This is a genomic window from Amycolatopsis sp. NPDC051102, assembly GCF_040682815.1.
In the GTDB taxonomy this organism is placed as follows: Bacteria; Actinomycetota; Actinomycetes; order Mycobacteriales; family Pseudonocardiaceae; genus Amycolatopsis.
Map to the genome: position 1 here is coordinate 289,466 of NZ_JBFBBT010000008.1, position 23,580 is coordinate 313,045.

The window sequence follows — 23,580 nt, forward strand, 5'->3', positions numbered from 1 at the left end:
CCGGTCGGGCTGCTCCGGCCAAAGTACTACAGCCGGAGTGCTGCCCGGGCGTCCGTGCACCGTCCTGACCTAACGCCGCCGGGTCGCCTCGCGGATCTCTTCCGACGCTTCGCGGTAGGCCGGTGCGGCGCGGGCGAAGTAGTCGAACAGGACCTCCTGCTGCTCCGGCGTGTACCGGCCGATGACTTCGGCGATGCGGCCGCGGGCCGGGCCGACGATCCGCTCGACCCCGGCGAGCGCGTCCGGCACCGGCTCGACCAGCACCTTGCGCCGGTCGGCCGGGTCGGCGGCGCGGCGGACGTACCCGGCGCGCTCGAGCCGGTCGATCAGCCGGGTCGTCGCGCCGGTCGTCAGCCCGGTGCGCGTGGACAGCTCGCCCGAGGTCAGCGGGCCCTCCAGGTCGAGCAGGCTGAGCGCGTACCACTCGGTGGCGTGCAGGCCGGCGGCCTCCGCCCCGGCCAGGCCGTGCAGGCCCACCGCGTCCAGGTACCGCCGGAAGAGCACGTGCCGTTCCGCGGGACTTGCCATCTCGTCGTCCTCCTGCCTAATATCTGCATGTGTGCAGATACTGCACACGTGAAGCTAAGTATAGGAGACGACCATGCTGACCACCGACCGGACGGCCGTGACCGCCGTGCTCGACTCGCTCGCCGACGCCTGGGGCCGCGGCGACGCCGACGCCTACGGCGCGCACTTCACCGAAGACGCGACGTACGTGACCTTCGTCGGCACGCGCTACGCCGGCCGCGACGACATCGCCGGCAGCCACCGCGTGCTGTTCGAGAAGTTCCTCAAGGGCACCAAGCTCGCGCACGAGGTCCTCGACGTGCGGTTCCCCGGGGCGGACGTGGCCGTCCTGACCAGCCGCGGCGACACCTACACCGGTGACGCGCCGAAGAAGCTGTCGAAGGTGCAGACCTACACGCTGGTCCGCGACGGCGAGCGCTGGCTCGTCGCCGCGTTCCACAACACCCGGCGCAAGCCGCTGCTGGAGCGGATCTCGTTCAAGTTCGCGCCGGAAACGCGGCCGAAGCGGTGAAGGCGCTGGTGACGGGAGCGAGCGCGGGCATCGGCCGCGCGTTCGCCACGGCCCTGGCCGCGGCGGGCTACTCGGTGACGGCCGTGGCCCGCCGCGAAGACCGACTGGCGGACCTCATGGCGACGCTCGGCCCGGGCCACGACCACCTGGCCGCGGACCTGGCCACCCAGGACGGCCTGCGCGCCACCGCCGACCGGCTCGCCGAGCCGTACGCGCTGCTGGTCAACAACGCGGGCGCCGCGATCCACGGCGGCTTCGCGGAGACCTCGCTGGCGGACTCGCTGGCCGTCATGGACCTCAACTGCCGCGCGGTCGTGACGCTGGCCCACGCGTTCCTCGCCGGCGCCCGGCCCGGGTCCGCGCTGGTGAACGTCTCCTCGACGCTGGGGTTCACGCCCAAACCGGGGCTCGGCGTCTACGGCGCCACCAAGGCGTTCGTGACGTCGTTCTCGGAAACCCTGTGGCACAAACAGAAAGCGCGCGGAGTGCACGTGCTGGCGCTGTGCCCGGGCGTGACCACGACGGAGTCGCAGCACGCCGCCGACGTCCCCGCTTGGCTCGTGCAGACCCCGGAGGACGTCGTCGCGCGCGCTCTTCAGGCCGTCCGCCGCCGCGAAGGCCCCACGGTGGTTTCGGGACGGCGCAACGCCGTGCTCACGGCGGTCACCGGGCTGCTGCCGCGCCGGACCGCGGTGTCCCTGCTCGGCTAGACCCGCGCGACCGCGGCGAGGGCTTCCGGCAGCGTGAACGCGCCGGCGTAGAGCGCCTTGCCGACGATGGATCCTTCGACGCCGTCGGACGCCAGGCCCGCCAGCGCGACGAGGTCGGCCACGCTCGACACCCCGCCGGAGGCGATCACCGGCGCGTCGGTGCGGGCGACGACGTCACGCAGCAGGTCGAGGTTCGGGCCGCGCAGGGTGCCGTCCTTGCTGACGTCGGTGACGACGTAGCGGGACGCGCCGTCGCGGTCCAGCCGCTCGAGGACCTCCCACAGGTCGCCGCCGTCGGAGGTCCAGCCGCGGGCGGAAAGCCGGTGCCCGGCCTCGGTGATCCGCACGTCGAGGCCGATCGCGACGCGGTCGCCGTACTCGCCGATCACCCGGGCGGTCCACTCCGGGTCTTCGAGCGCGGCGGTGCCCAGGTTGACGCGGCGGGCGCCGGTGGCCAGGGCGGCCTTCAGCGACGCGTCGTCGCGGATGCCGCCGGAGAGTTCGACCTGGACGTCGAGCTTGCCGACGACCTCGGCGAGCAGCTCCCGGTTGCTGCCCTTCCCGAAGGCGGCGTCGAGGTCGACCAGGTGGATCCACTCGGCCCCGTCGCGCTGCCAGGCGAACGCGGCTTCGAGCGGACTGCCATAGGAGGTCTCGGTACCGGCCTCGCCCTGGACGAGTCGCACGGCCTGGCCATCGGCCACATCAACGGCGGGAAGCAGCGTGAAAGTCACGCGGCTAACTCTAGGGCGGAGACCCCGATCACCCGGTCAGCGGGTCGCCGGCCGACCGGTTCGGCCGATACCCGCCCGCGGCGGACGGCCGTACCCTCACCGGAGTCCCGGAAAGGGGGCCGGTGGAAACGAGCGACAAGGAGACGGGGTACTCGTTCTCCGAGCGACTGCCGTTCTACGTCGTCGTCCAGCTGGTGAGCGTCCTGCTGCCGGGCGCGGGGGTCCTCACCGAAGTGACGCTGCTGGGCATCCACTACGCCCGGCATCCCGGAACGGACCTCGGGTTCTTGACCGACGCGCTGTCCGGCATCCGCGGCGCGGGCATCGTGCTGTTCGCCGCCGTGGGCGCCTCGGGCGCGTTCGTGCTCGGCTACCTGTCACGCGAGCTGGCATTCGGCCTCGTGGGCCGCCTCGAACGGCTCACGCGCCGCAGGCACCCGGACTCGCCCGGCTGGCACCGGGTGCGGGAGCTGGTGGGGTCCGACGCGGCCGATGCGCTCGTCCGGCAGCATCCCGTGCTCGACCTGGTCGCCGGCGACGACAGCAAAGCCCTGAAAACGTGGGTGGCAGGCGGCGGGCACGTCGCGGATGCCGATCTCGAGGTCTTCGCCTATAGCAAGCTGTGGCTGCGAGGCCGGTCGGCGGCGTTCCGGGTGGACTTCCTCGAACTGGAGATCAACGTCCTGGCGGCCCTGCTCGGGCCGGTTCTCCTGTTCGCCGTCGACGTGCTCGTGATCGGTGACGAGCCGATGGCCGTCCGGATCGCCGCGGTCCCGGCCGGGCTGCTGGTCTGCGCCGCCGTGCTGCGGTCGATCCGGCGCCTGCGCCGGGCGGAACGCTGGGAGGCCCTTCGCAATCTCGCGTTCGAGGCCGCGATCCAGGAAGCCGAGGCCCGGCAGCGGCCGGTCAGAAACGCAAGTCGGGCAGCATCGTCTCGTCCCGCGGACCGTGGACGGCGAACATGAGCAGCCGTACCTCCCCGCCGGCCCGGTGCGCGGCGACCGCCCGGTGCGTGCCGTCCAGCAGCAGGAACCCGTCGTCGCCGAGGACGTAGACCGGCAGCGCGAGCTGGACGGGCCCGGGATCGGCGCGGAAGCGGGTTTCGAAGTCCGAGATCCGCGCGGCGCGCTCGGCTGACCACGTGGCTTCGGTGCAGCCCGTCTCGCGGACGCGCAACGGCCGGGCGCCGGGGTCGCGGAATTCGCCGTCCCGGCCGTCCGGCCCGGCGTACCAGACGGTCCGCAGGTCGCCGAGCATCGCCGCCGACCGGCTGGTGGACGCTTCGATCCGGCACTCCGCGGCCAGCCTCGTCCAGTCCAGCAGGACGCGGATACCACCGTCGCCGAAAAACCGGACGAAGTCGGCTACCGGAACCTCGGTCACTCAGCTCGCCACGAAATCCAGCCAGTTGCGCAGCAGCTGCGCGCCGGCGTCGCCCGACTTCTCCGGGTGGAACTGGGTGGCCCAGAGCGGCCCGTTCTCGACCGCGGCGACGAAGTCCTCGCCGTGGTGGGCCCACGTCACCTTCGGCTCCTGGCCGGGCAGGCCGTCGAGCTCCCACTTCCGGGCCGCGTAGGAGTGCACGAAGTAGAACCGCTCGTCCGGGTCGAGCCCGGCGAACAGCTGCGAGTCCGCGGGCGCGCGCACGGTGTTCCAGCCCATGTGCGGCAGGACGTCGGCGTGCAGCCGGTCCACGACGCCGGGCCACTCCCCCGTGCCCTCGGTCTCTTCGCCGTGCTCGACGCCGCGGGAGAAGAGGATCTGCATGCCGACGCAGATGCCGAGCACCGGGCGGCCGCCGGCGAGGCGCTTGCCGATGATCCGGTGCCCGTGCACGTCCAGCAGCCCCGCCATGCAGGCGGAGTACGCGCCGACGCCGGGCACGACCAGGCCGTCGGCTTCGATCGCGGCATGGGGGTCGGCGGTGACCTCGACGTCGGCCCCGGCGCGCGCCACAGCGCGTTCGGCGGAGCGGAGGTTGCCGGAACCGTAGTCGAGGATCACCACACGAGACACGCCACCCAGCGTAGCCGTCGCGCTCAGCGGCGCTCGAACGAATAGACGTCTGTCACCGTGTTGCACGGCGACGGCGGCACGACCTCCACCCGCAACACGCCCGCGTCGTAGTCGACGCCTTCCGGGGTGAAGGTGCCCGTGCACGTGCTGACCAGCGGGACCTGGCCGATCTCGTGCACCCGCGCGGTGACGTCGCGGCCGGTCAGCGGGCGCGCGAGGTCGATCTGCAGGAGCTGCAGGTTGGTCGGGTACAGGTCGTTGTACGGGTCGCTGGTGGCGCAGATCAGCGTCGTCAGCCCGACGAAGTCGCAGCCCTGGGCGCTGCGGATGTGGTGGTCGAGGTGGATGCGGGCGGCGACGGGCAGGTCGCCGGCCACCTTCGGGCCGCGCGGGTTGAGGAAGGGCGCCGGGGAGACGTAGAGGCGGTCGATCTCGCCGAGCGGGCCCGAGACCAGCCACTGCCCGTCGGGGGTGGCCGCGACCTGGGCGTTCGCGTTGGCGGCCGGCTCGTCGGCCTGCAGCGGGTGGACGAACTCCGTCGTCGTCCCGTCGGGCCGGGTGACCAGGTACATCTTCGTGGTGGGCGTCGGCGTGCGGGTGTCCTGGTAGACGTCGAAGACGTACCCGCGCAGCGAGTCCGGGTCCCCGACGTGGCCCCAGCCCTCGTCCTTGAGCGGCTGCGGGATGGTGGCGCCGTTGCGGTAGACGATCTCGGGGGCGTGTCCCGGCAGCCGCAGGGTCGTGAGGCCCTCGCCGCTGATCCGGTTCTCGGCAGTGGTGTGGCCGGTCTGGTGCCAGCGCGATCCGTGCGCGGTGGCGACGCCGGTGGCCGCGAGCAGGGTGGCGGTGGTGAGGGCGAGCAGACTTGCCGTCCGCAGTGCGCGCATGTGCGCTCCTCGGGAGTTGAGGCCTTGGCGGCGGCGACGTCATCCTGCCACAGAGCGCGCGCCACCCGGAAAGATCTTGAAGAAATCCGTTTGGCCGTCCCGCTCGCCGGGTATCACTTCACCCGATCGTGTGCGCTCAGCCGGCACGACCGGACGCCAGGGAGGCGAAGATGGCCGAGGACGATCTGCTGTCCCAGATGCTGAACGCCTGGCGTGACGACATCGAGAGCGTGCCGTTTCCGCAGTTCAGCGAGCTGCTGATTCCGCGCCAGCAGGTCCGGCCGCGGTACTCGTCCGGCGCGTCTGCTGCCCGCGTGACGAACGCCACGCGGAGAACAGACGCCTGACTGTGGTTTCCTGCGGGGACCGCACCGACGCGTCCCCCGGGAGCCCTCATGAGCCGCACTCCTGATCCGCACGACTTCCTGGACCTCGACGCCGGGCTCGCCGAGGAGGAACGCGCCATCCGCGACGCGGTGCGCGCGTACGCGAAGGACCACCTGCTCGACCACGTCGCCGACTGGTACGAAACGGGCGCGCTCCCGGCCGCCGAGCTGGCGAAGGGCTTCGGCTCGCTCGGCCTGCTCGGCATGCACCTGGAGGGCTACGGCTGCGCCGGCACCAGCGCCGTCGCGTACGGCATCGCGTGCCGTGAGCTGGAGGCCGTCGACTCGGGGCTGCGCAGCTTCGTCTCGGTGCAGGGGTCGCTGGCGATGTACGCGATCCACCGCTGGGGCAGCGAGGAGCAGCGGCAGGAGTGGCTGCCGCGGATGGCCACCGGCGACGCGCTCGGCTGTTTCGGGCTGACCGAGCCGGACGCGGGCAGCGACCCGGGCTCGATGCGGACGCGCGCGGTGCGCGACGGCTCGGACTGGGTCCTCTCGGGCACGAAGATGTGGATCACCAACGGAACCGTCGCCGACGTCGCGGTCGTCTGGGCGCAGACCGACGACGGGATCCGCGGTTTCGTCGTCCCGACGTCGACGCCGGGCTTCACCGCGAACGAGGTCAAGCACAAGCTGTCGCTGCGGGCCTCGCTGACCGCGGAACTGGTCCTCGACGGCGTCCGGTTGCCGTCGTCGGCGGCGTTCCCCGAGGTCCGGGGCCTGCGCGGGCCGCTGTCGTGCCTGAACGAAGCCCGCTACGGCATCCTGTTCGGCGTCGTCGGCGCGGCGCGCGCGTGCTACGAAGCCGCGTTGGAGTACACGCTGGCGCGTTCGCAGTTCGGCAAGCCCCTCGCGGGGTTCCAGCTGACCCAGCGCAAGCTCGCCGACCTGGTCGTGGAGGTCAACCGCGCGGGCCTGGTAGCGATGCAGATCGGGCGGCTGAAGGACACCGGGGCCCTGCACCACAACCACGTCAGCTTCGGCAAGATGGCGAACGTCCGGTCGGCGCTGGACGTGGCCCGCACGGCGCGGTCGATGCTCGGGGCGAACGGGATTTCGCTGGAGTACCCGGTGATGCGGCACATGGCGAACCTGGAGACGGTGCTGACGTACGAGGGCACCGAGGAGATGCACGCGCTGTCACTCGGTCAGGCGGTCACGGGGCTGGCCGCGTTCCGCTGAGCGGTTTTTGTCGGTGGTGGCCGCTAGCTTCTGCGGCATGACCTTCACCGAGACCTTCACCGAGTTCGAAACCGTGGTCGAGCTGCGGCGCTACACCCTGCACCCGGGCCGGCGCGACGAGCTGATCGAGCTGTTCGAGCGGGAGTTCGTCGAGCCGCAGGAGGCGGCGGGCGCGCACCTGTTCGGGCTGTTCCGGTCACGGGCGTCCCCGGACGAGTTCGTGTGGCTGCGCGGCTTCCGGTCGATGGCGGAGCGGAAGGCCGCGCTGGAGGCGTTCTACTTCGGCCCGGTGTGGAAGGAGCACCGGTCGGCGGCGAACGCGACGATGATCGACTCGGACAACGTGCACTTGCTGCGCCCGGTCCGCCGCGGGCTCACGTCTCCGCCGCCCGGCGCGGAGGTGTACGTGACGGTTTCGTCCCCGGCACCGCCGCCCGATCCGGTGTTCGCGGCGTTCGAGACGGAGCCGGCGGAGAACACGTTCCCGCAGCTGCCGGTCCGCACGGACGGCCCGGTTTCGGTGTGGTTCAGCCGGACACCGGTGTCGGACGCTTCGATCCGGCTGGAGGCGACTTCGCGATCACTGCTCAGGTGAAAGGAGCCTGACGAGCCCTCGGGGGTACAGGATCCGGCGACCGTCCCGGAACTCGGCGAAATCGACCCACCGGGCGGTGGCCGGATCGTCGAGGATCTTCATTTCCTCGCGCCGGTAGAGGCTCTCGTCGACGAACTCGGCCTCGTACAGGAAGGCGATCTCGTGCCCGGGCCGGTCCCGCCAGGTGAAGACGTTCTCGAGCACGCCGAGGAACGCCGTCACCTTGATTTCGGCGCCGAGCTCCTCGGCGAACTCGCGAACGAGGGCATCGGTGCTCCGTTCGCCGAACTCGATCCCACCGCCGAGTGGCCGGCAGAAGGTCTCGTCTTTGACGTCGTCGTGCGCTTCGAAGACGAGAAGAGCGTCCCCTCGCCGGATGACGGCGAGCACGATCGGCCGGATCGATGGCATGGTGCCACGCTAGCGGCTTTCCTGCGCCCCCAGGAACTCCCTGATCGACAACCCGAGCGATCCGGCGTCCAGCCCGTGCGCCAGGTCGTGGTCGGCGATCTCCCCGTACGTCCGGACCTCGACGTCCCGGCGGACCCCGAGCGCCTTCAACCGGTGCGGCACATCGGAAAGCGCCTCCGCCACGCAGTGCGCCGACGTGCCCGCCAGGTACGGCTCCACCAGCACCACGTCCGCGGAAGCGTCGAAAACCGCCGCGCGCAGCGCGGCGCCGTCGAACGGGCGGATCGTCGATGCGTACAGCACCGTCACGTCCAGGCCCGCCGTCGCGCGCAGGACGCGGTCCAGGACCGGTCCCACCGCCACCACCACGCCCCGGGACCCTTCCCGCAGTCTCGTGAACCCCACCCCCAGGTGCGCGGAAGCGTTTTCCTGCGCCGAAAGCCGCAGGTACACGCGGCCGTCGCCGGGGATCGACTCCAGCAGCAGCCGGCGGGCCTCCGCCGGGTGGCCCGGGACGTGGATCGTCCAGCCGGGCAGGGCGTCGATCAGCGCCACGTCCGCCGGGGACTGGTGCGTGCGGCCCGCCGACGGCATGTCGTACGACGCTCCCCACGACACCAGGACACCGCCCACTTCCTGGTGCGAAAAGTCCAGTTTGATCTGCTCGAAGGCGCGCTCCACCAGGAACGGCGGGAACGTGTGCACGATCGGCCGCAGCCCCGCCAGTGCCAGGCCCGCGCCCGTGCTGACCAGCAGCTGCTCGCGGATCCCGACGTTGATCACCCGGTCCGGGTGGCGCCGGGCGGCACCGGCGAGCTGCGCGGCCGAGATGTCGGCCAGCACGACCGCGACGTCCGGGTCCGCGTCGACGATCTGTTCGGCGGTGGCGAGGAACTCTTCCCGCATCGACAGCATGCTCAGCCCTTCGGTTCGACGACGGCGACCACGGCCAGCGGCCGGCCGGGATGGGCGGTGGTGAAGGCTTCGTACAGCGCGTCGTGGTCGCGGCCGGACACCGTGCGGGTCTCCCAGCCTTCGACGGCGAAGCGGCGCGCGATCCCGCCGGGCCAGCCGCGCGTCGACGACTGGTTGTCGACCACGACCGCGGTCAGGTTTTCGAGGCCGGCCCGTGCCGCGACGACGATCGCCTCGTGGTTCGAGCCCTCGTCCAGCTCGGCGTCGCCGACGAGCGTCACGACCCTCGCCTGCGTCAGGCCGCGCGCCCGCAGTCCCAGCGCGGTGCCGAACGCGATCGGCAGGCCGTGGCCGAGCGAACCGCTGGAGATTTCGACGCCGGGGATGCGGCGCCGGTCCGGGTGGTAGCCGAGCCGCGACACCGGGTCGGACCACGTCGGCAGTTCCGCTTCGGCGATGAAGCCCTTCGCGGTGAGCACGGCGTAGTACGCCATCGGGCCGTGCCCCTTGGAGAGCAGGAATCGGTCGCGGCCGGGCTCGCGGAGGTTTTCGGTGGTGACGTCGAGCACCCGGTCGTAGAGCACCCACAGCACGTCCAAAGTGGACTCGGCGGCGGCGCTGTGCTTTTCGTCGCCGGTCATCAGCGCGATCAGCCGGGGCAGATCGGCGTAGCCGGGTTCGGTCACAGTGGTCATGACCCGACGATGCAACCTCGACTAAACTCGAAGTCAAGGATAGCCTGAGCTGGTGACCAGGCTCGCCGAACATCTCAGCATCGGACAGGTGGCGGAACGCAGCGGGGTTCCGCACACGGCACTGCGGTTCTACGAGGAGAAGGGGCTGATCAGCTCGGAGCGGTCGGCGGGCAACCAGCGCCGCTACCCGCGTTCGGTGCTGCGCCGGATCGCGTTCATCCGCGCCGCGCAACGAGTCGGGCTTTCCCTCGAGGACATCAGCTCGGCCCTGACGACGCTGCCGGCGGACCACGCCCCGACGAAGGCGGACTGGGCGCGCCTGTCCCGCGACTGGCAGCACGAGCTCGACGCCCGGATCGACGCCCTGCAACGCCTGCGCGACCGGCTCACAGGCTGCGTCGGCTGCGGTTGCCTGTCCCTGCGCAGCTGCGCGTTGTACAACAACGACGACGAGCTGGCCCGCTTCGGCCCAGGAGCGAGCAAACTGCGCCCGGCGGTCGAAGGCGGCATCTAAACCGGTTGCGGGCAGCGGGATGCTGGAGGGGCAATGAACGAAAAGCAATTGATCCGCCTCTCGAAGAGGCTGTCCCGGCACTTGCGCCACGACCCGGCCGCCCTCGGCCTGACCCTCTCCCCCGACGGCTGGGCGCCGGTCGACAAGCTCGTCCGCGCGCTCTCGATCACCCGCGCGGAGCTGGACGAGGTGGTCGAGAAGAACAACAAGCGCCGCTTCGCCTTCGACGAAACGGGTACGCGCATCCGCGCGAGCCAGGGCCACAGCGTGCCGATCGACCTCGGCCTCCCGGACGCAACGCCTCCGGATGTCCTGTACCACGGCACGGTCTCGTCCTCCCTCGACGCGATCTTCCACGAGGGCCTGCGCCCGATGAACCGCCACGCGGTCCACCTGTCAGCAACGCCGGAAACGGCCCGGACGGTCGGCGCCCGCCGCGGCAAACCGGTGATCCTCCGCATCGACGCCGCCACCATGGCTGCGAACGGCCACGCATTCCAGCTGAGCGCCAACGGAGTCTGGCTCACCGCCTCAGTCCCCCCGCCCTACCTGACCCGCGTCCCCTGATGCCCCCGCAATCACGCAACATGACCCTCCAATCACGCAAGATGACCCTCCAATCACGCGAGATACCCCTCCAATCACGCGAGTCCCGACCCCGGTCGCGCGAACCGACCCTCCAGGTACGCGAGCCGTCCGTCCAGGTACGCGAACCGACCGGCAGGCACGCGAACCGACTGGCCAGGCTTGCGAACCAACCCCACTGGTGCCGCGGGCCCGCCTGAGAAATGCCGGAATTCGCGTGCGGGGAGGCGGAACTCGCGTGATCGAGCGCGGAACTCGCGTAATTAGCGGGGCATCTCGCGTAACTGGCGGGGCATCAGGGCGTCAGAGGGTGGGGACCGGGGTGGCGATTCGACGGCGGGGGCGGCCGAGGAGGCGGCGGCCCACGTCGAGCAGTTCCGTGCGCAGCTCTTCGTCGCCCAGGGCGGCGAGGTCCGGGGAGCCGCCCGCCATTGCTATGCCTGTCAGGGTCACCAGGGCGTTCACCCGGGCCGTCGTGTCCGGATCCGGGCCCGACAGGATGCCGAGCAGGGCCTGGCCGAAACCCTCCATCCCGCCGTGCGCCGACTTCTCGATCGCGCGGGCGATTCCCGGGTCGCTCGAAAACAGCGCCACCAGGGCCCGGTGGCGGATCACCAGGTCGACGAACCCCTCCAGCAGCAGGTCCACCTGCGCGCCCCGGCGCTTCTGCGCCGCCGCGCGGCGGACGAGGTCGTCCAGGTCGCGGACGCCCGGCTCCGCCACCGCTTCGGTGATCTCCGCCTTCGTCTTGAAGTGGTAGTAGACCGCCGCCTTCGTGATGCCCAGCGCGTCCGCGATCATCTGCAGCGACGTGCCTTCCACCCCGTGTTCGGTGAACAGGCGCAGCGCGGTCTGCAGCAGTCGGGTCCGGGTGTCCTCGGCCGGGCCGGCGGTCATTCTTCCTCCTCAGCAGCCGTCGGAGCCTACGTCACGCCCTGTCGATCGGCAAACCGCCTTACTAGCCGGACGGCTAGGGATAAACCTTGCTGTTCGGCAAGTCACATACTTGCCGATCGGCTTGGAGTGACCCTTGCCGATCGGCTAGCTTGGAAGTAACCGATGGAGTGAACCGACCCCGTTCGGGCGAAACGGAGCTGACTCGTGGCGACCTTCCTGTACCGGCTGGGCCGGTTCTCCTTCCGGCGGAAAGCGCTGGTCGCGGCCGTCTGGGCGGCCGTGCTCGTGGCGCTCGGCCTGGGCGCGCTGACGCTCTCGGGCCAGCTGTCGAACTCGGTGACGATCCCCGGCACCGAGTCGCAGCGGGCGGTCGACCAGCTCACCGAGAAGTTCCCGCAGGCCAACGCCGGTGGCGCCACCGCGCGCGTGGTCATCGAGGCCCCGGCCGGGACCACGGTGACCGACGCGAAGGGCAAGGCCGCCGTCGAAGCCCTGGTCGGGCAGCTGAAGACGGCGCCGAAGGTCGCCGCTGTGGTCGACCCGTTCCAGGCGCGGTCCATCTCACCCGATCAGCGCGTCGCGCTCGCCCAGGTCAGTTACGGAGCGAAGGCGTACGAACTGACCGACGAGGACCGCCAGGCCCTGCTGGACACCGCGAACGCCGGCCGCGCCGCCGGGTTCACCGTCGAGTTCGGCGGTGACGCCGTGCAGGGCGTGCCCGCGACCGGTGCCACCGAAGGCCTCGGCGTCGCCGTCGCCGCCATCGTGCTGATCATCACGTTCGGTTCGCTGCTCGCGGCCGGGATCCCGCTGCTCACCGCGCTGATCGGCGTCGGCACCGGGATGGCAGGCATCTTCCTCGCCTCCGGGTTCCTGGAGCTGAACTCGAACACGCCGATCCTGGCGCTGATGATCGGCCTGGCCGTCGGCATCGACTACGCGCTGTTCATCGTCTCGCGCTATCGCCACGAACTGAGCATCGGCCGCGACGCCGAAGAAGCCGCCGGGCGCGCTGCGGGCACCGCCGGGTCCGCCGTCGTGTTCGCCGGGCTGACCGTCATCATCGCGCTGGCCGGGCTCACCGTGGTCGGCATCCCGTTCCTCGGCCAGATGGGCGTCGCCGCCGCCGTCACCGTCGCGATCGCCGTGCTCATCGCCCTGACGCTGCTGCCCGCGATCCTCGGTTTCGCCGGCGCACGGGTCGCCGGTGGCCGCATCCGGCTGCGCCGCAAGCCGGTCGAAACGACGCACGGCGAGCGTTGGGCGCGGTTCGTCGCCCGCCACCGGATCCCGGTGCTGCTCGTGGCGCTGGCCGGGATGGCCGTCGTCGCGCTGCCCGCGTTGAGCATGCAGCTCGGCCTGCCCAACGACAGCACCGCGGCGCCCGAGTCGACGCAGCGCAAGGCGTACGAGATCGCCAGCCGCAGCTTCGGCGAAGGCTCCAACGGGCCGCTGCTGGTCGTCGTCGACGTCTCCGCGAGCGCCAACCGCCAGGCCGCGCTCGGCCAGGCCGCGGCCGGCATCCAGAAGCTGCCGGACGTCGCCGCCGTCACTCCGCCGCGCGTCAACCAGACCGGTGACACGGCGTTGCTGACGGTGATCCCGAAGAGCGGCCCGAGCAGCACGCAGACCGAAGACCTGGTCGCCGCGATCCGCACCGAATCCGGCAAGCTGGACGCGAAGCTGTCGGTCACCGGGCAGACGGCGGCGAACATCGACGTCTCCGAGAAGCTGTCGGACGCGATGCTGCCGTACCTGGCGCTGATCGTCGGGCTGGCGTTCGTGCTGCTGATGCTGGTGTTCCGCTCGGTGGTGGTGCCGCTGAAGGCGACGATCGGCTTCCTCGGCTCGGTCGCGGCGACGTTCGGCGCGGTGGTCGCGGTGTTCCAGTGGGGCTGGCTCACGGACCTGCTCGGCGTGGCATCGACCGGGCCGATCATGAGCATGCTGCCGATCCTGCTGATCGGCGTGCTGTTCGGGCTGGCGATGGACTACCAGGTGTTCCTGGTGACGCGGATGCGCGAGGAGCACGTCCACGGCGCGGAGCCCCAGGAAGCGATGGTCACCGGCTTCCGCCACGGCGCACGCGTGGTCGTCGCGGCGGCGCTGATCATGATCAGCGTGTTCGCCGGGTTCGTGCTCGCGGAGTCGTCGCTGATCCAGTCGATCGGGTTCGCGCTGGCGTTCGGCGTGCTGGTGGACGCGTTCGTGGTCCGCATGACGCTGGTCCCGGCGGTGATGTCCCTGCTCGGCCGCGGCGCGTGGTGGCTGCCGAAGTGGCTGGACCGGATCCTGCCGGACGTCGACGTCGAGGGCGAGAAGCTCACGAAGCAGCTCGACGAGCCCGAGGAGCGGGAACTGGTCGGCGCGAGCCGCTGACCCTGGTTGTCCACAACCCCGCGGGGTTGTGGACAACCAGGCTTCGGCCGCGGGTTTTGCCGGGCCCTGCCGGTAGACTGGACCTGGCCGGCGACGCAACCCGGATCAGCAACCGCATCCGCCACCTGCTCGCCGGAATGCACCCCGCTGTCGGCTCACGGAGCTCGCAGCCGGCTGCTCTGGAAGTCCTCTCCGCTGCGGCGGCCCGGCCGGCATCGCCAAAGCCGCAACCTGACCGCGAAAGTCCCACGCGCCCCGCATCGGCGAGGAACTGGTCGAGGCGATCATGACCGCCCTCGGCGAGCAAACCGTCGTCGTTGCTCCCGGAGCAGCTCAGCCGCCCAGCTTCACCGCGCGGCGCACGTCCTCGACATAAGCCGCCGGCTGTTCCCAAGCCGCGAAATGGCCCCCCGCACCGTGTTCCACGTACTCCCGCACGTTCAGGAACGCCTCCGCGTAGCTCCGCGGCTCCGGCTTGGTGTCACGCGGGAACACCGAAAGCACCGTCGGCGCATCAACCCGGGCCGGGAGGGCCGCCGGTTCGGTGTAAGTGGCGAACGACGTGCCGATCGTGCCGGTGATCCAGTAGGCCGTGACCCAGGTGAGCAGCTCGTCCACAGTGAACGCCCCATCGTCGGACCACGACTCGAGCTTCTCGACGATCCACGCCGCGAGGCCCGCCGGTGAGTCGCCGAGGGCGACGGAAAGGGTGTTCGGGCGCGTCGACTGCTCCGCGATGTAGCCGCCTTCGGTCCGGAACCACTGGGCCGCCTGAGCGAGGTACGCCACTGCGTCGGGCGGGAGGTTCGCCGGGTCTGCCGTGAGTGCGCGCTGCGGGGCGACGTTCGTCAGGTGCAAGGCCGCCACGCGGTCCGGATGCTCGCCGGCGAGGATCTCCGCCACCGTGCCACCCACGTCGCCGCCGGACAGCGTGTACCTCGCGTAACCGAGGTCGGCGAGCGCCGCCGCGATGATCTCCGCCATCCGGCCCGCCGACATGCCGGGCCTGGTGAGCGGGGCCGCGAACGGGAAGCCCGGCAGCGCGGGCACCACCACGTGCGCGTCCGCGAGCAGCGGCAGGACGCGCTCGAACCGCAGCACCGAGTCCGGCCAGCCGTGCAGCAGCACGACCACCGGTGCGCCGGGGTCCGCGGACCGCTGGTGGATCACCCGCAGGTCCGTGCCGGCCGCCCGCACTGTCACCCAGGGCAACGCGTTGATGCGGCGCTCGTGCACCGCCCAGTCGTACCCGTCCGCCCAGCGTTCGAGGAACGCGTCGAGGCGGCTGCCGCCGACGCCGCGCGTGCGGTCCTCACTCCACGGGGTCGTGATCCGCCGGGTTCGCCGGAGCCGCGCGCGCATCTCGTCGTCCATGTGTATCAGCGTACACATGATGTGTATGCTCGTACACATGATTGCGCGCGACGCGGCCGCCACCCGGCAGCGGATCCTGGAGCACGCCCGGCGGCAGTTCGCCCAGCAGGGGTACACGGCGGTCACGGTCAAGGGCGTGGCCGACGCCGCCGGCGTGTCCCCCAACCTCATCACGCGCTACTTCGGCGGCAAGGACGGCCTTTTCCTGGCCGCGACCCGCGTGGAGATCCCGGTCGCGGACTCCTTCGACGGCGACCGGGCCACGCTGGGCGCCCGCCTCGCGGCGAACATCGTCCGGCGCTGGTTCGGCGCCCCCGGGGAGGATCCGCTGCTCGTGCTGCACCGCGCGGCCGGCGAACGCCCGGAGGCGGCGGAGGCGCTGGCCGCGTTCCTCGACACGAACTCGCTGGAGCCGCTGCAGCGCTACCTGCGCGACAGCGGCCTCGACGACGCGGACGCCCGCAGCCGGGCCGCCGCGATCGACGCCTTCGTGCTCGGCGTCTCCACGCGCCGCCGGGTGCTGCGGTCCGAACTCGGCGATCCCGCCGAACTCGAGGCCTGGCTGGGCGCCACCATCCAGCGGCTCGCCGACGGGTGACGGCGGTCTAGCTCGAGAACCAGAAGATCGCGCCGCCGATGGCCAGCAGGGCCGCGACGCCCAGCACCACCGCCATGAACTTCGCCGTCTTCCAGGTCGAATAGACCCCGCCCACGAGGAACCCGCCGAGGGCGAGCAGAAGGACGCCGACGACTCCGTTGCTCATGCGGGTTAGGGTGCCACATGCCCTTGGAGTTGATCGTGCTGGGCAGCGCGACCCCCTACCCCCGCCCCGGCGAGCCGTGCTCGGGCTACCTCGTCCGCGGGGACGGCGCGACCGTCTGGCTGGACGCCGGCCCCGGCACCCTCGCCGCACTGCAGGAGCACACCGCGCTCACCGACGTCGACGCCATCTGGATCTCGCACCTGCACGCCGACCACGTCGCCGACCTGCTGCCGGCCGTGTACGCCTTGCTGTTCGCCGATCTCCGGCCCGCGAAGCCGCTGCCGCTCTACGGGCCGCCCGGGATCCGCGAGAGGCTCGGTCACTTCCTCAGCAACACCGGCCCGGCGCCGATCGAGCAGGCCTTCCAGGTGCACGAGCTGCACGACGGCCACTTCGCCGAGGTGAACGGCCTGACCCTGGCCACGACCGCCGTCGAACACGGCTTCCCCGCCTTCGGCGTCCGCGTCACCGACGGCGACCGCGTGCTCGCCTACTCCGGCGACACCGGCCCGTGCGCCGCCCTCACCGAACTGGCCGACGGCGCCGACCTGTTCCTCTGCGAGGCCGACGGTCCGGAACCGTCCGCGGTGCACCTGACGCCCGAGGACGCGGCCCGCGCCGCGCACGGGGCCGGGCGGCTCCTGCTGACCCACGTCGGCCCGTTCCTGACGCCTGAGCAGGCCGCCGAGCGCGCCGCGACCGTCCACAAGGGACACATCGAGGTCGCGGCGGCCGGCGAGGTGTACTAGAGGACGCCCTTCGTGGAGGGGATGCCGCCCGCGCGCGGGTCCGGCTCGGTCGCCGCGCGCAGGGCCCGGGCCACCGCCTTGTACTCCGCCTCCGCGATGTGGTGCGGGTCGCGGCCGTGGATCACCCGCACGTGCAACGCGATCTGCGCGTGGAACGCCAGCGAGTCGAACACGTGCCGCGTCAGCACGAACGGGTAGTTGCCGCCGATCGTGAACGTGTTGAACTGCTCCGGCTCGCCCACGTGCACGCAGTACGGCCGCCCCGAGACGTCGATCGCCGCGTGGGCCAGCGTTTCGTCCATCGGGATCCACGCGTCGCCGAAGCGGCGGATGCCGCTCTTGTCGCCCAGGGCCTGGCGGATCGCCTGGCCCAGCACGATCGCCGTGTCCTCCACCGTGTGGTGGGCGTCGATGTGGACGTCGCCGGTGGCCTCGACCTTGAGGTCCAGCGAGCCGTGGACGCCGAACGCCGTCAGCATGTGGTCGTAGAACGGGACGCCGGTCGAGATCTCGACCTCGCCCGTGCCGTCGAGGTCCAGCTGCACGAAGATCGAGGACTCCTTGGTGGTCCGTTCGACCTTGCCGATGCGGGTCATCGCGAGACTTCCTTACTCGCCTCGAGGAAGGCGTCGTTCTCTTCCGGCGTGCCGATGCTGACGCGCAGGTGTCCCTCGATGCCGGGGTCGCGGATCAGCACCCCGCGGTCCAGATAGGACTGCCAAGCCGCCGACGGCGAAGTGAACCGTCCGAAGAGGACGAAGTTCGAGTCGCTCGGCACCGGGTCGCAACCCAAGCCCGCCAGCGCTTCCACGACCCGGTCGCGTTCCGCGGCCAGCTTGTGCACGCTGGCCAACGTGGCGTCCGCGTGGCGCAGCGCCGCCCGGGCGGCCGCCTGCGTCAGCCGCGAGAGGTGGTACGGCAGGCGTACCAGCTGCAGCGCGTCGACCACCGCCGGCGCCGCCGCCAGGTAGCCGAGCCGGCCGCCCGCGAACGCGAACGCCTTGCTCATCGTGCGCGACACGATCAGCCGCGACGGGTAGTCCGCCAGCAGCCCGACCGCGCTCGGCTGCGACGAGAACTCCGCGTAAGCCTCGTCGACCACCACCATCCCGGTGGCCGCATCGAGCAAAGAACGCAGTTCGGAAAGCGGGATCGAGCCGCCGGTCGGGTTGTTCGGGCTGGTGACGAACACGATGTCCGGCCGGCGGTCCGCGATGACCGCGGCCGCCGCGGCCGTGTCGAGGCTGAAGTCGGCGCGGCGCGGCGCCGGCACCCACTCGGTGCGGGTGCCGGAGGCGATGATCGGGTGCATCGAGTACGACGGCTCGAAGCCGAGCGCGCTGCGCCCGGGGCCGCCGAACGCCTGCAGGATCTGCTGCAGCACCTCGTTGGACCCGTTCGCGGCCCAGACGTTCGCCTCCGACAGCACGACCCGCGTCGACACGCTCAGGTAGTCGGCCAGGTCCTGGCGCAGGGCCACCGCGTCCCGGTCCGGGTAGCGGTGCAGCTCGGCCGCCTCCGCCCGGACGGCCTCCGCGACGTCCGCGACCAGCGCAGGCGGCGGCGGGTACGGGTTTTCGTTCGTGTTGAGCCGGACCGGAACGTCCAGCTGCGGTGCCCCGTACGGCGACTTGCCGCGCAGGTCGTCCCGCAGCGGCAGCTCGTCCAGGGTGACGTCTTCGCCGATCGTCATCGGACCGAACCTCCGAACCGCGCGGTGACGGCCTCGCCGTGCGCGGGCAGGTCCTCGGCGTCGGCCAGCGCGACGACGCGGCCGGCGACCTCGCGCAGCGCGTCCTCGGTGTAGTCCACGACGTGGATGCCCTTGAGGAAGCTCTGCACGGACAGGCCCGAGGAGTGGCGGGCGAACCCGCCGGTGGGCAGCACGTGGTTGGACCCGGCGCAGTAGTCGCCGAGCGACACCGGGGCGTACGCGCCGACGAAGATCGCGCCGGCGTTGCGGATCCGGCCGGCGACCGCGCGCGCGTCCGCCGTCTGGATCTCCAGGTGCTCGGCGGCGTAGGCGTCGACGACCCGGATCCCGTCGTCCACTGTGGACACCAAGATGATGCCGGACTGCTTGCCGCCCAGCGCTTCGGCGACCCGCGAACTGTGCTTCGTCGCGGCGACGCGGTTCACCAGTTCCTCGTCGACGGCATCGGCCAGCTCGGCCGACGTCGTCACCAGGACGCTCGCCGCGAGGGGGTCGTGCTCGGCCTGGCTGATCAGGTCGGCGGCGACGTGCACCGGGTCGGCCGTCTCGTCGGCGAGGATGGCGATCTCGGTGGGCCCGGCCTCGGCGTCGATGCCGATCAGGCCGCGCAGGAGCCGCTTGGCCGCGGTGAGGTAGATGTTGCCGGGGCCGGTGACGATGTCGACCGGGGCGAGCTCGGCGCCGTCGGTGTCCGTGCCGCCGTACGCCAGCAGCGCGACGGCCTGCGCGCCGCCGGCCGCCCACACCTCGTCGACGCCGAGCAGCTCGGCCGCGGCGAGGATGGTCGGGTGCGGCAGGCCGCCGAACGCGGCCTGCGGCGGCGAGCAGACGACCAGCGACCCGACGCCGGCGATCTGCGCCGGCACGACGTTCATCACCACTGTGGACGGGTACACGGCCAGCCCGCCCGGCGCGTACAGCCCGACGCGCTCGACCGGCACCCACTTCTCGGTGACCGTGCCGCCGTCGACGACGGTGGTCGTGACGTCGGTGCGGCGCTGCTCGGCGTGCACCTTCCGGGCGCGGGTGATCGACTCCTCCAGCGCGGCGCGGACCGCGGGGTCGAGCTCTTCCAACGCGCGAGTCAACGCAGCACGCGGCACCCGCACGGACGCCGGACGCACCTTGTCGAACTTCTCGGTGTACTCGAGGACGGCTTCGACACCGCGGTCGCGGACCGCCTCGACCACCGGGCGCACGTGATGCAGCGCCGCGTCCACGTCGTATTCGGCGCGAGGGAGCGTGGCGCGCAGTTCGGCGGCGGTCGGGACCTGCCCGCGCAGGTCGGTGCGGTTCAGCATGACCACCAGGGTACGAGGTCACGCCGAACGGGTTTTCGGCGATACTCCCCGGTGACGGCCGATCCCAGCATGCAGGAGGCAACGGTGGCGCGAATCGCGTTGTGCCAGGTCAACTCGGGTGACGATCCGGAGGCGAACCTGAAGCTGATTCGCTCCGGCGTCGAGGCCGCGGTGGCGGACGGCGCGCGGATCGTCGTGTTCCCCGAAGCGGCCATGGCCCGCTTCGGACGGCCCTTGGCGCCGATCGCGGAGCCGCTTGACGGCCCGTGGGCCTCGGCCGTGGCCGCGGTGGCCGCCGAGCACGACGTGGTCGTCGTCGCCGGCATGTTCACCCCGGCCGATGATGGCCGGGTCAGCAACACGCTCCTGGTCACCGGCGGCGGGCAGCACCGCGGTTACGACAAGATTCACCTCTACGACGCCTTCGGGTTCGCCGAGTCCGACACGGTGGCGCCCGGCACCACGCCGGCCACGTTCGAGCTGGACGGCGTCGTCTACGGCGTGGCGACCTGCTACGACGTGCGGTTCCCGGAGCTGTTCCGCGCCCTGGCCGACGACGGCGCCGACGTCGTCCTGCTGCCCGCGTCGTGGGGCGCGGGCGAGGGCAAGCGCGAACAGTGGGAGGTGCTGGTGCGGGCGCGGGCCCTGGATTCGGGCTGCTGGGTGCTGGCCTGCGGCCAGGCCGACCCCGCGGCGACGGGCGCCACGGTCAACCCGAAGGCGCCGACGGGGATCGGGTACTCGCTGGTCGCGGACGGGTTCGGCCGGGTGGTCGCCCAGGCGGGCGCGGGCGCGGAGACGCTGCTGGTGGACGTGGACCCGGCGGTGGCGGCCCAGGCCCGCGCCGCGACGGGGGCCCTGGCCAACCGGCGGCTCTAGCGCAACAGGCCTTCGCGGATGGCGACGCGCACGAAGCCCGCGCGTCGCCGTTCGCCGGTCTTGTCGCGGATCCGGTCCAGGTAGGACCGGACCGTGCGGACGCTGATGTTCAGGATCTCCGCCACGTCGACGTCCCGCTCCCCCGCCGCCACCAGGCGCAGGACCTGCTTTTCGCGCTCCGACAGCACGATCTTCGGGCCCGCGTGGCGCTCCTCGCTGTCCTGGATGATCATCCCGGCCAGCGTCGGCGACACGTACGCGTTGTCGTCGGCGATCGTGCGGATCGCGCGCAGGAGCTCGTCGCCGTCGACGTCCTTCGACAAGAAGCCCTTCGCGCCCGCCTGCATCGCGCCCAGGACCTCCGGCTGTTCCGCGTGCGCGGACACCACCAGCACCTTGTGCCCCATCTGCCCCACTTCCAGGACCGCGGCCGCGTCCTGGACGCCACGCAGCTTGAGGTCGAGGACGACGACGCTGCCCGCCGGCTGGTCCTGGACCGCGAACCGGGCCACCGAGTCGGCGACCGCGCCGAGCTCGATGTCCGGGGCCTCGGTGAGCACGCGGGTGAGCGCGTACCGGTAGAGCGGGTGGTCCTCGATCACCCCGACGGAAATCCGCCGGGGAGCCGGCGCCGGCTCGCTCATTTGCGGCCGCCGCGCCGGGGGTTCGCGTCGCCGATCAGGCCGCGGCGGATGGCTTCCTTGACCAGCCCCGGCCGCCGCCGTTCGCCGGTCTTGTCGCGGATCCGGTCGAGGTAGCCGCGGACCGTGCGGACGCCGATGCCGAGGATCAGCGCGATGTCGACGTCCCGCTCCCCCGCCGCCACCAGCCGCAGCACCTGCTCTTCCCGCGGGGACAGCTCGGCTTCGGCCGACACCGCCGGCCGGTCGGCGTTGTCCTTCATGATCATCCCGGCGACCACGGCCGAGACGTACGCGCCGCCGTCGGCGACCGTCTTGATCGCGATCAGCAGCTCGTCGGCGTCGACGTCCTTCGACAGGAACCCGCGCGCCCCCGCCGCGATCGCCCCGAGCACGACCTCCGGCTCGGCCTGGGCGGACACCACGAGCACGTGGTGCCCGAGTTCGCACACCTCCAGCACCGCCGCCGCCCCCGCGACACCCGGGAGGCCCAGGTCGAGCAGGACCACGCTGCCCGGTGGCTGCCGGTGCACGTGGAACCGGGCGACCGAATCGACGACCGCGCCGAGCTCGACGAAGTCGGCCTCGGCCAGCACTCGTTCCACGGAGACGCGGTACAGCGGGTGGTCTTCGATGACCGCGACCCGGACCCGCCCCTGGTCCAGTTCACCCTCGGTCGAGCGCTCTTCTGTCATTTGCACGACTTTCACCCCGTTCCACCCGACGGAGCCGGCCGCCCGGCCGAGGCCGGGTCCAGCGCGGGGCCCGTCGGCACCAATGCCAGCAAACTACCTGCGATCGGCGGCTTGGCGACGCTTCCGTAGCCGAGCGAGGCCAGGGACTGCGCGTTCACCACCGGGTACTTCCGGCCCGTGTCGGTCACCAGGTACGCCGTGACCGAACCGGCTTCGACGACCACGGCCCCACCCGAAGGAGGGACGTAGACCTCGTCCGCCACCCTTGCTTCGGTCCGGGTGGCGACCTGGATGGCTTTGGCGCCGGCGGGAAGCGGGAATTCGGCCGAAACGAGCAACCGGCTGCCCTGAAAGCACAACGCCACGGAGTTCCCGGTGATCGGCGCCTTGCCCGGGATCCGGTCGGGGAAGGCCGCGGGGTCGGCGCCGCCGGTCCGCGGCGCGGCGACCTTCGCCACCGCGGCGACGTCGGCCGCGCGGACCTCGACCGGCGCGGGCCGGCCGGGGTAGGCGGCGGCGTTGGCCCCCGTCGTCACCAGCAGGCTCGCTTCGGTCTGCCCGACCGGCTCCAGGCCGCCGGAGCGGACCAGGTAGTACGACGTGGCGGTGCCGGGCGCGGCCATCGCGTCGACGACGGCGAGGACTTCGCCGACGCGGGTGCCGCGGCCGCCCACCGCGGGGCCCGGGTCGCCGGCGCCGTCGACCGGCAGGGCGGTGAGGTCGCGGCCGGCCGGCACGGTGTCGAGCCACCGCGCGGACACCGCGATCGTCGGGTAGCTGTCGAACTGCAGCGCGGTCGCGGCCTCGTCGCTCAGCTTGTAGCGCCGGCCGCCGGCCAGCAGGAAGCGGTCCCCCTGCGGCAGCCGGACGATCACGCCCTGGTCCCGCGGCAGCTCGACGCCGGACGCGGGCGCGGCCAGCAGGACGGCGGTGCGCGGCTCGGCCGACGCGGGCGCGTCCTGGGTGGTCCGGCTGCAGCTCGTCCAGGGCACGTTCACGAGCGCGCCCGCCGACGGCAGCGAGTCGGGCGCGCCCGGGATGCCGATCTGGGCGCCGCGGCCGGCCTTGCCGAGGTTTTCCGGTGAGACGGACACGGTCGCGTCGCCGTTGCCGCCGGCCAGCAGCCGCGCGGACGCGTAGTTGAGCACCGGGTGCAGCACGCCGTCGGCGCCGAGCACGAACCGCGCGCCGGTGCCCTCCTCGACGATCACCTTGCCCCCGGCCAGCCAGTCCTTGCCGCCGGCGGGGTTCAGCAGCCCGATGATCCCGAAGACGGCGGTGACCAGCAGGGCGGCGGCGACACCCAGCACGGTGCCGAGGACGAGCCGGCGGCTGGGCGAGACGGGGTGGTTGGCGTCGGCGGCGACGAGCGCGGAGACGAGCCTGCGGCGGAGGAACTGGTACGCCTGGATCTGGTCCCGCTGCGTCCACACGCTGCTGTGCCCCCCGGCTGTGTGCGTCGACCCTCGTGCGCCAATCCCCCGAGCGCCCGATGCTAGGCACCGGACCGGGGTGCGG

29 protein-coding genes and 1 pseudogene are annotated in these 23,580 nt (G+C 71.9%); 13 read left to right on the forward strand and 17 right to left on the reverse strand.

Annotation, left to right across the window (positions count from 1 at the left end; genetic code table 11):
- Positions 1-69 precede the first annotated feature (69 nt).
- Positions 70-528, reverse strand: a complete 459-nt coding sequence (locus AB0M93_RS24065; protein WP_364276408.1) for a MarR family transcriptional regulator — start codon at positions 526-528, stop codon at positions 70-72.
- Between the two features lie 73 nt (positions 529-601).
- Between AB0M93_RS24065 and AB0M93_RS24070 the strand changes: the two genes are divergently transcribed.
- A complete protein-coding gene (locus tag AB0M93_RS24070; protein WP_364276409.1) occupies positions 602-1,039 on the forward strand; it encodes an SgcJ/EcaC family oxidoreductase in 438 nt (145 codons plus the stop codon).
- An 8-nt stretch (positions 1,040-1,047) separates the two neighbouring features.
- A complete protein-coding gene (locus AB0M93_RS24075; RefSeq protein WP_364276410.1) occupies positions 1,048-1,749 on the forward strand; it encodes an SDR family NAD(P)-dependent oxidoreductase in 702 nt (233 codons plus the stop codon).
- On the opposite strand, the gene priA is transcribed toward AB0M93_RS24075, so the two are convergent.
- A complete protein-coding gene (gene priA / locus AB0M93_RS24080) occupies positions 1,746-2,483 on the reverse strand; it encodes a bifunctional 1-(5-phosphoribosyl)-5-((5-phosphoribosylamino)methylideneamino)imidazole-4-carboxamide isomerase/phosphoribosylanthranilate isomerase PriA (RefSeq protein ID WP_364276411.1) in 738 nt (245 codons plus the stop codon). The genes AB0M93_RS24075 and priA overlap by 4 nt on opposite strands.
- A gap of 122 nt (positions 2,484-2,605) precedes the next feature.
- Between priA and AB0M93_RS24085 the strand changes: the two genes are divergently transcribed.
- Complete coding sequence (locus AB0M93_RS24085; RefSeq protein WP_364276412.1) at positions 2,606-3,448, forward strand: hypothetical protein; 843 nt, start codon at positions 2,606-2,608, stop codon at positions 3,446-3,448.
- On the opposite strand, the gene AB0M93_RS24090 is transcribed toward AB0M93_RS24085, so the two are convergent.
- Genes AB0M93_RS24090 through AB0M93_RS24100 form a run of 3 tightly spaced genes read right to left on the reverse strand, consistent with a single transcriptional unit; the run spans position 3,390 to position 5,386 of the window.
- On the reverse strand, positions 3,390-3,866 hold the full coding sequence (locus AB0M93_RS24090) for a hypothetical protein (RefSeq protein WP_364276413.1): 477 nt from the start codon (positions 3,864-3,866) through the stop codon (positions 3,390-3,392). The two genes, AB0M93_RS24085 and AB0M93_RS24090, sit on opposite strands and share 59 nt — an antisense overlap.
- The gene (gene hisH / locus AB0M93_RS24095; RefSeq protein ID WP_364276492.1) at positions 3,867-4,490 is read right to left on the reverse strand and encodes an imidazole glycerol phosphate synthase subunit HisH; all 624 of its coding nucleotides are present in this window, start codon (positions 4,488-4,490) and stop codon (positions 3,867-3,869) included.
- Between the two features lie 32 nt (positions 4,491-4,522).
- A complete protein-coding gene (locus tag AB0M93_RS24100; protein ID WP_364276414.1) occupies positions 4,523-5,386 on the reverse strand; it encodes a hypothetical protein in 864 nt (287 codons plus the stop codon).
- Positions 5,387-5,556: 170 nt separating this feature from the next.
- Between AB0M93_RS24100 and AB0M93_RS24105 the strand changes: the two genes are divergently transcribed.
- Genes AB0M93_RS24105 through AB0M93_RS24115 form a run of 3 tightly spaced genes read left to right on the forward strand, consistent with a single transcriptional unit; the run spans position 5,557 to position 7,549 of the window.
- The gene (locus AB0M93_RS24105; RefSeq protein WP_364276415.1) at positions 5,557-5,733 is read left to right on the forward strand and encodes a hypothetical protein; all 177 of its coding nucleotides are present in this window, start codon (positions 5,557-5,559) and stop codon (positions 5,731-5,733) included.
- Positions 5,734-5,781: 48 nt separating this feature from the next.
- Positions 5,782-6,954, forward strand: a complete 1,173-nt coding sequence (locus AB0M93_RS24110; RefSeq protein ID WP_364276416.1) for an acyl-CoA dehydrogenase family protein — start codon at positions 5,782-5,784, stop codon at positions 6,952-6,954.
- A 37-nt stretch (positions 6,955-6,991) separates the two neighbouring features.
- Positions 6,992-7,549 carry an NIPSNAP family protein gene (locus tag AB0M93_RS24115; protein ID WP_364276417.1) on the forward strand — a complete coding sequence of 186 codons (558 nt, stop codon included), beginning with the start codon at positions 6,992-6,994 and terminating at the stop codon, positions 7,547-7,549.
- Here the strand turns inward: AB0M93_RS24115 and AB0M93_RS24120 are convergent.
- From AB0M93_RS24120 to AB0M93_RS24130, 3 genes are read right to left on the reverse strand one after another with little or no spacing between them, the layout of a single operon-like run.
- Positions 7,535-7,960 carry an NUDIX hydrolase gene (locus AB0M93_RS24120; RefSeq protein ID WP_364276418.1) on the reverse strand — a complete coding sequence of 142 codons (426 nt, stop codon included), beginning with the start codon at positions 7,958-7,960 and terminating at the stop codon, positions 7,535-7,537. The two genes, AB0M93_RS24115 and AB0M93_RS24120, sit on opposite strands and share 15 nt — an antisense overlap.
- 9 nt (positions 7,961-7,969) lie before the next feature.
- Positions 7,970-8,875 (reverse strand): transketolase, encoded by a 906-nt coding sequence (locus AB0M93_RS24125; protein WP_364276419.1) that lies wholly within the window; start codon positions 8,873-8,875, stop codon positions 7,970-7,972.
- A gap of 2 nt (positions 8,876-8,877) precedes the next feature.
- Positions 8,878-9,570: a thiamine pyrophosphate-dependent enzyme gene (locus tag AB0M93_RS24130; protein ID WP_364276420.1), complete on the reverse strand. Its 693-nt coding sequence runs from the start codon at positions 9,568-9,570 to the stop codon at positions 8,878-8,880.
- Positions 9,571-9,622: 52 nt separating this feature from the next.
- Here AB0M93_RS24130 and soxR point away from each other — a divergent pair, with 52 nt between their 5' ends.
- Entirely contained in the window at positions 9,623-10,084 is a 462-nt protein-coding gene (gene soxR / locus AB0M93_RS24135; RefSeq protein ID WP_364276421.1) for a redox-sensitive transcriptional activator SoxR, read from the forward strand.
- 33 nt (positions 10,085-10,117) lie between these two features.
- A complete protein-coding gene (locus AB0M93_RS24140) occupies positions 10,118-10,651 on the forward strand; it encodes an RNA 2'-phosphotransferase (protein ID WP_364276422.1) in 534 nt (177 codons plus the stop codon).
- Positions 10,652-10,972: 321 nt separating this feature from the next.
- On the opposite strand, the gene AB0M93_RS24145 is transcribed toward AB0M93_RS24140, so the two are convergent.
- Complete coding sequence (locus AB0M93_RS24145; RefSeq protein ID WP_364276423.1) at positions 10,973-11,566, reverse strand: TetR family transcriptional regulator; 594 nt, start codon at positions 11,564-11,566, stop codon at positions 10,973-10,975.
- Between the two features lie 204 nt (positions 11,567-11,770).
- Here AB0M93_RS24145 and AB0M93_RS24150 point away from each other — a divergent pair, with 204 nt between their 5' ends.
- Both AB0M93_RS24150 and AB0M93_RS24155 read left to right on the forward strand, forming a co-directional pair.
- Complete coding sequence (locus tag AB0M93_RS24150) at positions 11,771-13,945, forward strand: MMPL family transporter (protein WP_364276424.1); 2,175 nt, start codon at positions 11,771-11,773, stop codon at positions 13,943-13,945.
- An 80-nt stretch (positions 13,946-14,025) separates the two neighbouring features.
- Positions 14,026-14,264 (forward strand): annotated as a pseudogene (locus AB0M93_RS24155) (IS110 family transposase); the annotation flags it as partial.
- A 14-nt stretch (positions 14,265-14,278) separates the two neighbouring features.
- Here AB0M93_RS24155 and AB0M93_RS24160 read toward each other — a convergent pair.
- The gene (locus AB0M93_RS24160; RefSeq protein ID WP_364276425.1) at positions 14,279-15,319 is read right to left on the reverse strand and encodes an epoxide hydrolase; all 1,041 of its coding nucleotides are present in this window, start codon (positions 15,317-15,319) and stop codon (positions 14,279-14,281) included.
- Between the two features lie 37 nt (positions 15,320-15,356).
- On the opposite strand from AB0M93_RS24160, the gene AB0M93_RS24165 reads away from it, so the two are divergent.
- Positions 15,357-15,917: a helix-turn-helix domain-containing protein gene (locus tag AB0M93_RS24165; protein ID WP_364276426.1), complete on the forward strand. Its 561-nt coding sequence runs from the start codon at positions 15,357-15,359 to the stop codon at positions 15,915-15,917.
- Between the two features lie 7 nt (positions 15,918-15,924).
- Here AB0M93_RS24165 and AB0M93_RS24170 read toward each other — a convergent pair whose 3' ends face one another.
- On the reverse strand, positions 15,925-16,083 hold the full coding sequence (locus AB0M93_RS24170) for a hypothetical protein (RefSeq protein ID WP_014466792.1): 159 nt from the start codon (positions 16,081-16,083) through the stop codon (positions 15,925-15,927).
- Between the two features lie 17 nt (positions 16,084-16,100).
- Here AB0M93_RS24170 and AB0M93_RS24175 point away from each other — a divergent pair, with 17 nt between their 5' ends.
- Positions 16,101-16,832: an MBL fold metallo-hydrolase gene (locus tag AB0M93_RS24175; protein WP_364276427.1), complete on the forward strand. Its 732-nt coding sequence runs from the start codon at positions 16,101-16,103 to the stop codon at positions 16,830-16,832.
- Here the strand turns inward: AB0M93_RS24175 and hisB are convergent.
- From hisB to hisD, 3 genes are read right to left on the reverse strand one after another with little or no spacing between them, the layout of a single operon-like run.
- Positions 16,829-17,428 (reverse strand): imidazoleglycerol-phosphate dehydratase HisB, encoded by a 600-nt coding sequence (hisB, locus tag AB0M93_RS24180; RefSeq protein ID WP_364252804.1) that lies wholly within the window; start codon positions 17,426-17,428, stop codon positions 16,829-16,831. The genes AB0M93_RS24175 and hisB overlap by 4 nt on opposite strands.
- Positions 17,425-18,525 carry a histidinol-phosphate transaminase gene (locus tag AB0M93_RS24185; protein WP_364276428.1) on the reverse strand — a complete coding sequence of 367 codons (1,101 nt, stop codon included), beginning with the start codon at positions 18,523-18,525 and terminating at the stop codon, positions 17,425-17,427. Before AB0M93_RS24185 ends, hisB begins: the two co-directional genes overlap by 4 nt.
- Positions 18,522-19,847 carry a histidinol dehydrogenase gene (hisD, locus tag AB0M93_RS24190; RefSeq protein ID WP_364276429.1) on the reverse strand — a complete coding sequence of 442 codons (1,326 nt, stop codon included), beginning with the start codon at positions 19,845-19,847 and terminating at the stop codon, positions 18,522-18,524. The genes AB0M93_RS24185 and hisD overlap by 4 nt, the downstream gene beginning before the upstream one ends.
- 84 nt (positions 19,848-19,931) lie before the next feature.
- On the opposite strand from hisD, the gene AB0M93_RS24195 reads away from it, so the two are divergent.
- Positions 19,932-20,726 carry a carbon-nitrogen hydrolase family protein gene (locus AB0M93_RS24195; protein WP_364276430.1) on the forward strand — a complete coding sequence of 265 codons (795 nt, stop codon included), beginning with the start codon at positions 19,932-19,934 and terminating at the stop codon, positions 20,724-20,726.
- Here AB0M93_RS24195 and AB0M93_RS24200 read toward each other — a convergent pair.
- Genes AB0M93_RS24200 through eccB form a run of 3 tightly spaced genes read right to left on the reverse strand, consistent with a single transcriptional unit; the run spans position 20,723 to position 23,495 of the window.
- Complete coding sequence (locus AB0M93_RS24200; RefSeq protein ID WP_364276431.1) at positions 20,723-21,370, reverse strand: response regulator transcription factor; 648 nt, start codon at positions 21,368-21,370, stop codon at positions 20,723-20,725. The genes AB0M93_RS24195 and AB0M93_RS24200 overlap by 4 nt on opposite strands.
- Positions 21,367-22,062: a response regulator transcription factor gene (locus AB0M93_RS24205; RefSeq protein WP_233225884.1), complete on the reverse strand. Its 696-nt coding sequence runs from the start codon at positions 22,060-22,062 to the stop codon at positions 21,367-21,369. Before AB0M93_RS24205 ends, AB0M93_RS24200 begins: the two co-directional genes overlap by 4 nt.
- A gap of 11 nt (positions 22,063-22,073) precedes the next feature.
- On the reverse strand, positions 22,074-23,495 hold the full coding sequence (gene eccB, locus AB0M93_RS24210; protein WP_364276432.1) for a type VII secretion protein EccB: 1,422 nt from the start codon (positions 23,493-23,495) through the stop codon (positions 22,074-22,076).
- Positions 23,496-23,580: the final 85 nt, after the last annotated feature.

Coding starts and splice junctions, on each gene's coding strand:
- AB0M93_RS24145 (WP_364276423.1), bottom strand. CDS start 11,566: ATGACCGCCGGCCCGGCCGAGGACACCCGGACCCGACTGCTGCAGACC.
- AB0M93_RS24125 (WP_364276419.1), bottom strand. CDS start 8,875: ATGCTGTCGATGCGGGAAGAGTTCCTCGCCACCGCCGAACAGATCGTC.
- AB0M93_RS24170 (WP_014466792.1), bottom strand. CDS start 16,083: ATGAGCAACGGAGTCGTCGGCGTCCTTCTGCTCGCCCTCGGCGGGTTC.
- AB0M93_RS24185 (WP_364276428.1), bottom strand. CDS start 18,525: ATGACGATCGGCGAAGACGTCACCCTGGACGAGCTGCCGCTGCGGGAC.
- AB0M93_RS24105 (WP_364276415.1), top strand. CDS start 5,557: ATGGCCGAGGACGATCTGCTGTCCCAGATGCTGAACGCCTGGCGTGAC.
- AB0M93_RS24160 (WP_364276425.1), bottom strand. CDS start 15,319: ATGGACGACGAGATGCGCGCGCGGCTCCGGCGAACCCGGCGGATCACG.
- hisB (WP_364252804.1), bottom strand. CDS start 17,428: ATGACCCGCATCGGCAAGGTCGAACGGACCACCAAGGAGTCCTCGATC.
- hisD (WP_364276429.1), bottom strand. CDS start 19,847: ATGCTGAACCGCACCGACCTGCGCGGGCAGGTCCCGACCGCCGCCGAA.
- AB0M93_RS24130 (WP_364276420.1), bottom strand. CDS start 9,570: ATGACCACTGTGACCGAACCCGGCTACGCCGATCTGCCCCGGCTGATC.
- AB0M93_RS24175 (WP_364276427.1), top strand. CDS start 16,101: ATGCCCTTGGAGTTGATCGTGCTGGGCAGCGCGACCCCCTACCCCCGC.
- AB0M93_RS24065 (WP_364276408.1), bottom strand. CDS start 528: ATGGCAAGTCCCGCGGAACGGCACGTGCTCTTCCGGCGGTACCTGGAC.
- AB0M93_RS24070 (WP_364276409.1), top strand. CDS start 602: ATGCTGACCACCGACCGGACGGCCGTGACCGCCGTGCTCGACTCGCTC.
- AB0M93_RS24120 (WP_364276418.1), bottom strand. CDS start 7,960: ATGCCATCGATCCGGCCGATCGTGCTCGCCGTCATCCGGCGAGGGGAC.
- AB0M93_RS24140 (WP_364276422.1), top strand. CDS start 10,118: ATGAACGAAAAGCAATTGATCCGCCTCTCGAAGAGGCTGTCCCGGCAC.
- AB0M93_RS24205 (WP_233225884.1), bottom strand. CDS start 22,062: ATGACAGAAGAGCGCTCGACCGAGGGTGAACTGGACCAGGGGCGGGTC.
- AB0M93_RS24110 (WP_364276416.1), top strand. CDS start 5,782: ATGAGCCGCACTCCTGATCCGCACGACTTCCTGGACCTCGACGCCGGG.
- AB0M93_RS24115 (WP_364276417.1), top strand. CDS start 6,992: ATGACCTTCACCGAGACCTTCACCGAGTTCGAAACCGTGGTCGAGCTG.
- AB0M93_RS24200 (WP_364276431.1), bottom strand. CDS start 21,370: ATGAGCGAGCCGGCGCCGGCTCCCCGGCGGATTTCCGTCGGGGTGATC.
- AB0M93_RS24100 (WP_364276414.1), bottom strand. CDS start 5,386: ATGCGCGCACTGCGGACGGCAAGTCTGCTCGCCCTCACCACCGCCACC.
- AB0M93_RS24165 (WP_364276426.1), top strand. CDS start 15,357: ATGATTGCGCGCGACGCGGCCGCCACCCGGCAGCGGATCCTGGAGCAC.